Genomic DNA, 5,608 nt, shown 5'->3' on the forward strand with positions numbered 1-5,608 from the left:
CCAGCCGCGCCTCAGGCCGCGGCCAGCGCGCGCTCCAGGTCTTCCAGCAGGTCGTCGATATGCTCGATGCCGATCGACAGGCGCACCATGTCCTCGCTGACGCCGGCCGCTTTCAGTTCGGCCGCGTCGAGCTGGCGGTGCGTGGTGGAGGCCGGATGCGTCGCCAGCGACTTGGCGTCGCCGATATTGACCAGGCGCGTGAACAGCTGCAGCGCATCGAGGAAGCGCGCGCCGGCTTCGCGGCCGCCGCTCTTCAGGCCGAACGACAGGATGCCCGGGCCGCGTCCGCCCAGGTAGCGCTGCACCAGCGCGTGGTCGGGATGCTCGGGCAGGCCGGCGAAGTTGACCCATTCCACCTTGGGGCTGGCCTTCAGGTGGCGTGCCACGGCAAGCGCATTCTCGGTGATGCGGTCCAGGCGCAGCGCCAGCGTCTCGATGCCCTGCAAGATCAGGAAGGCATTGAAAGGCGACAGCGCGGCGCCGGTATTGCGCAGCGGCACCACGCGCGCGCGGCCGATGTAGGCGGCTGCGCCCAGCGCTTCGGTATAGACCACGCCGTGGTAGGACACATCGGGTTCGTTCAGGCGCTTGAAGCGCGCCTTGTGCTCGGCCCAGGGGAACTTGCCGCTGTCGACGATGGCGCCGCCCACGCTGTTGCCGTGGCCGCCCAGGTATTTGGTGAGCGAGTGCACGACGATGTCGGCGCCATGCTCGAAGGGCCGGCACAGGTAGGGCGAGGGCACGGTGTTGTCGACGATCAGCGGAATGCCGTGGCTGTGCGCCACCTTGGCGATGGCTTCGATGTCGACGATATTGCCCAGCGGGTTACCCACCGACTCGACGAAGATCGCCTTGGTGCGCTCGTCCACCAGGTCGCCGAAGGCGGCGGGGTTGCGGCCGTCGGCAAAGCGGGTCTCGATGCCCGACAGCGGCAGGGTGTGCGCGAACAGGTTGTAGGTGCCGCCATACAGCTGGCTGGCCGAGATGATGTTGTCGCCCGCCTCGGCGATGGTCTGGATGGCATAGGTGATAGCCGCCATGCCGGACGCCAGCGCCAGCGCGCCCACGCCGCCTTCGAGCGCGGCCAGGCGCTGCTCGAGGACGTCGTTGGTGGGGTTCATGATGCGGCTGTAGATATTGCCGGGCACCTTGAGATCGAACAGGTCGGCGCCATGCTGCGCGTTGTCGAACGCATAGGCAACGGTCTGGTAGATCGGCACGGCAACGGCACGCGTGGTGGGATCCGGGGAATAGCCGCCGTGGACGGCGATTGTCTCGATTTTCATGATGTCTGCTTTCTTCTTGTTGGAAGGGTACTCAGGAGCGGGCATGGTAGCAGTCGTGGCTCCCGCCTGTCACGGCAGCGGGCCGCACCGGTCCGCTGCCTGTCCGCTTACTGGCTGGCCAGCGGGAAGCTTGCCTGCCAGACGTTGTCCCTCACCTTGATCGGGGCCGGGATCAGCTTTTGCTGGTGGAACAGGTCGGCCACCTGCTGCTGGCTGGCGACCACCTCCGGCGTGACCGGCGTCGCGCCATAGGGCACGCGCTTGAGCCAGGCCTCCACCACCGGGACCTCCAGGCCCACGGCGGGCGCCAGCAGCGCGGCCGTCTCGGCGGGGTTCTTCACCACCCAAAGGCCGGTGGCGCGCAACTGTTCGAGGATGGCGTTGACGATCTGCGGCTGGGTCTTGACGAAGCCGTTGCCGGCTTCGTAGAAGTTGAACGGGGAGGGCACGCCTTCATAGTCGGCGATGGTGCGTACCTTCAGCGCTTTCTGCGCCAGCGCGTAGTACGGGTCCCAGACCACCCAGGCGTCCACGCTGCCGCTCTCGAAGGCGGCCCGCGCATCGGCCGGCGGCAGGTAGATCGGCTGGATATCCTGCAAGCTCAGGCCATGCTTCCTGAGCAGTTGCACCAGCAGGTAGTTGGAACTGGAGCCCTTCTGCAGCGCGACGCGCTTGCCCTTCAGATCGGCCACGCTGCGCACGGGTGACTTATCGAGCACGAACAGTGCCTCATTGGTCCTACCGCCGGGCTCTGCGCCCACATAGACGAAGCTGGCGCGCGCGGCCTGGGCGAACACCGCCGGCGGCGCCCCGGTGTAGCCGAAGTCGACGCTGCCGGCGTTGAGCGCCTCCAGCAACTGCGGGCCGGCAGGGAATTCCTTCCACTCCACCTTGTAGCCCAGCGGCGCGAGCTTCTTCTCCAGCGAGCCCTGGGCCTTGAGCACGGCCAGCAGGCCGGCTTTCTGGTAGCCGACGCGTACCGCCTGCTCGGCATGGCCGGCGGCGGACCAGGACAGCACCGCGACAGCAAGGGCGCGGCCAGCGGCAGGCAGCCAGTGGCGGAAGGAATGCATGCGATTTCTCCGGGAGGGGTCTTGGACCCCGGTTTGGGGTTTGGCAAGTGGCACCTATGGTTACGAAATCGCGCAAGGAGGGGAAGGAAGCTTATTGCATTTGGATAGTACGAACCGGGGTGCAGCCTGGCCGCAAGGCACCCAACCGCATGGAAAACCGCATTGGCCCCTGGTCGGATCGCGCGGCAACGATGCCGTGTTCGCCCCAGGCGATTTCAAGCGCGCACACCCCTGCGACACCTTGCCGCAGTCAGAATTGTTCCCGGAATGCATGTTGTTGGCAGTGCGATGCGAGGGGAAGCTGCATTGTCCGATTTTATGAACAGTGTGTTCAACATCACGGGTTTACCCTCTATGCTGCGTTGCGGTAGATTTCGCGCCACGATGTCAGACGTACCGAGACCCTCACCCAGATACCCCGTTTGCCCCTCGGGCAGACAGATCGGGCGTCGCCACGCAAACATCTTCCTGTGCGGACCACCGCTGTCCCACAACGATCCGTCCGATAAGGACCAAGCCAGCCTGCCCCTGATTGGCGCTTCGCCCGGCGCGCAGGCAGCTTGATCAAGATTTCCCCAGCCTTAAGCCTTTAAGCCCGCCTCTTGCGCCCGCATCAGGCAGTGAAACTGCGCCGCATGCCGTACCGTGGCCAACTAAACCAGTCGTGACATGAAGATACCCAGACTTCCGCGTTGGACGCGGTTACTGCCCTGCGCCGGCCTGTTGCTGGCCGGATGCAACATGACCGTGCTAGATCCGAAGGGCCAGATCGGCATCGACGAGAAAAACATCATCCTGATCGCGACCTGGCTGATGCTGCTCGTCGTGGTGCCGGTGATCGTGCTGGTCTTCACCTTCGCCTGGAAGTACCGCGCCAGCAACAAGTCGGCCCGCTACGAGCCGGACTGGTCGCACTCCACCGGTATCGAAGTGGTGGTCTGGCTGATCCCCTGCCTGATCATCCTGGTGCTGGGCATCATCACGTGGAAGTCCTCGCACGACCTGGACCCGTACAAGCCCATCGAATCCAACGTCAAGCCCGTCACGATCGAGGCGGTAGCGCTGAACTGGAAGTGGCTGTTCATCTATCCGGACCTGGGCATCGCCACGGTCAACGAGATCGCGTTCCCGGCCAACACCCCGGTGAACTTCAAGATCACGTCCGATTCGATCATGAACTCCTTCTTCATCCCGCAACTGGGCAGCCAGGTGTATGCGATGGCGGGCATGGAGACCAAGCTGCACCTGATCGCCAACGAGAACGGCACCTTTGACGGCATGTCCGCCAACTACAGCGGTGGCGGCTTCTCCGGCATGAAGTTCAAGGCCAAGGCAGTCTCCAACTACGACTTCGAACAATGGGTCAAGCAGGTCCGCGCCTCGTCCAGCCAGCTCACCCTGGCCGACTACAGCGAACTGGCCAAGCCGAGCGAGAAGAATCCCGTGGCGCTCTACGCCAAGGTCGATCCGCAGCTGTACCACGGCATCCTGCACAAGTACATGGACGGCGCAGGCGGCGCGATCGCCGGTAACGGCACCTCGTTCGGTCCTGTCTGCACCTCGCGCAACACCCTTGGCGTGAGCCAGGAGGTGTCCATGGCCGCGCCCGCTACGCCGGCGCCGGGCTCGAATTCCTAGGAGTTAAGATGTTTGGCAAATTGAGTTTGGATGCCATCCCGTTCCACGAGCCCATCATCATGGGCACGTTGTCGATGGTGGCCCTGGGTGGCTTGGGCTTATTCGCCCTGATCACCTATTTCGGCAAGTGGAAATGGCTGTGGAGCGAGTGGTTCACCTCGGTGGACCATAAGAAGATCGGCATCATGTATTCGGTGGTTGCACTGATCATGCTGCTGCGCGGCTTCGCCGATGCCGTCATGATGCGTACCCAGCTGGCGCTGTCCACCAATGGCGCGCCGGGCATCCTGCCGCCCGAGCACTACGACCAGATCTTCACCGCCCACGGCGTGATCATGATCTTCTTCGTGGCCATGCCGCTGATGACGGGCCTGATGAACCTGGTCGTGCCGCTGCAGATCGGCGCGCGCGACGTGGCGTTCCCCTTCCTCAACACGCTGAGCTTCTGGCTGTTCGTGGCCGGCGCGATGCTGGTCAACGTGTCGCTGGGCGTCGGCGAGTTCGCGCGTACCGGCTGGCTGGCTTATCCGCCGCTGTCGGGGATCGCGTACAGCCCTGGCGTGGGGGTGGATTACTACCTCTGGAGCTTGCAGATCTCGGGCCTGGGCACCTTGCTGACCGGCGTCAACTTCCTGGTGACCATCCTCAAGATGCGCGCCCCGGGCATGACCCTGATGCGCATGCCGGTGTTCACCTGGACCGCGCTGTGCACCAACGTGCTGATCATCGCCGCTTTCCCGGTGCTGACCGTCACGCTGGGCCTGCTGGGCCTTGACCGCTACCTGGGCATGCACTTCTTCACGAACGAGATGGGCGGCAACGCCATGATGTACGTGAACCTGATCTGGATCTGGGGCCACCCCGAGGTGTACATCCTGATCCTGCCGGCGTTCGGTATCTTCTCGGAAATCATCTCGACGTTCTCGGGCAAGAAGCTGTTCGGCTACAAGGGCATGGTCTATGCGACCAGCGCCATCATGGTGCTGTCGTTCCTGGTCTGGCTGCACCACTTCTTCACCATGGGTTCGGGTGCCAACGTCAACGCGTTCTTCGGCATCACCACGATGATCATCTCCATCCCGACCGGGGTGAAGATCTTCAACTGGCTGTTCACCATGTACCGCGGCCGCGTGCAGATGACCACGCCCGTGCTGTGGACGCTGGGCTTCATGGTCACCTTCGTGATCGGCGGCATGACCGGCGTGCTGATGGCAGTGCCGGCGGCTGACTTCGTGCTGCATAACAGCCTGTTCCTGATTGCCCACTTCCACAACGTGATCATCGGCGGCGTGCTGTTCGGCTACCTGGCCGGCATCACCTACTGGTTCCCCAAGGCCTTCGGCTTCAAGCTCGACGAGCGCCTGGGCAAGTGCGCGTTCTGGTGCTGGATCATCGGTTTCTACCTGGCCTTCATGCCGCTGTACGCGCTGGGCTTCATGGGCATGACCCGTCGCCTGAACCACACCGATAACCCGGCGTGGAACCCGTACCTGTACGTGGCCGTGGTTGGCGCGCTCTTCGTTGGCCTCGGCATCGTGTTCCAGGTCCTGCAGATCGTGGTCAGCGTGCGCCGCCGCAATGAACTGCGCGACGTCACCGGCGATCCCTGGG

General features: G+C 63.9%; 4 protein-coding genes. 2 read left to right on the forward strand and 2 right to left on the reverse strand.

Annotation, left to right across the window (positions count from 1 at the left end; genetic code table 11):
• Positions 1-11: 11 nt before the first annotated feature.
• Positions 12-1,286 carry an O-acetylhomoserine aminocarboxypropyltransferase/cysteine synthase family protein gene (locus P3W85_RS10040; protein WP_276264683.1) on the reverse strand — a complete coding sequence of 425 codons (1,275 nt, stop codon included), beginning with the start codon at positions 1,284-1,286 and terminating at the stop codon, positions 12-14.
• A gap of 107 nt (positions 1,287-1,393) precedes the next feature.
• A complete protein-coding gene (locus P3W85_RS10045; RefSeq protein WP_276264684.1) occupies positions 1,394-2,359 on the reverse strand; it encodes an aliphatic sulfonate ABC transporter substrate-binding protein in 966 nt (321 codons plus the stop codon).
• A gap of 669 nt (positions 2,360-3,028) precedes the next feature.
• Here P3W85_RS10045 and cyoA point away from each other — a divergent pair.
• The gene (gene cyoA / locus P3W85_RS10050) at positions 3,029-3,997 is read left to right on the forward strand and encodes a ubiquinol oxidase subunit II (protein ID WP_035813107.1); all 969 of its coding nucleotides are present in this window, start codon (positions 3,029-3,031) and stop codon (positions 3,995-3,997) included.
• 8 nt (positions 3,998-4,005) lie between these two features.
• Positions 4,006-5,608, forward strand: a 1,603-nt coding sequence (locus P3W85_RS10055; RefSeq protein WP_276264685.1) for a cbb3-type cytochrome c oxidase subunit I, incomplete at its 3' end; no start/stop codon positions are given.

This window comes from Cupriavidus basilensis (assembly GCF_029335485.1).
Taxonomy (GTDB): Bacteria; Pseudomonadota; Gammaproteobacteria; order Burkholderiales; family Burkholderiaceae; genus Cupriavidus; species Cupriavidus basilensis_E.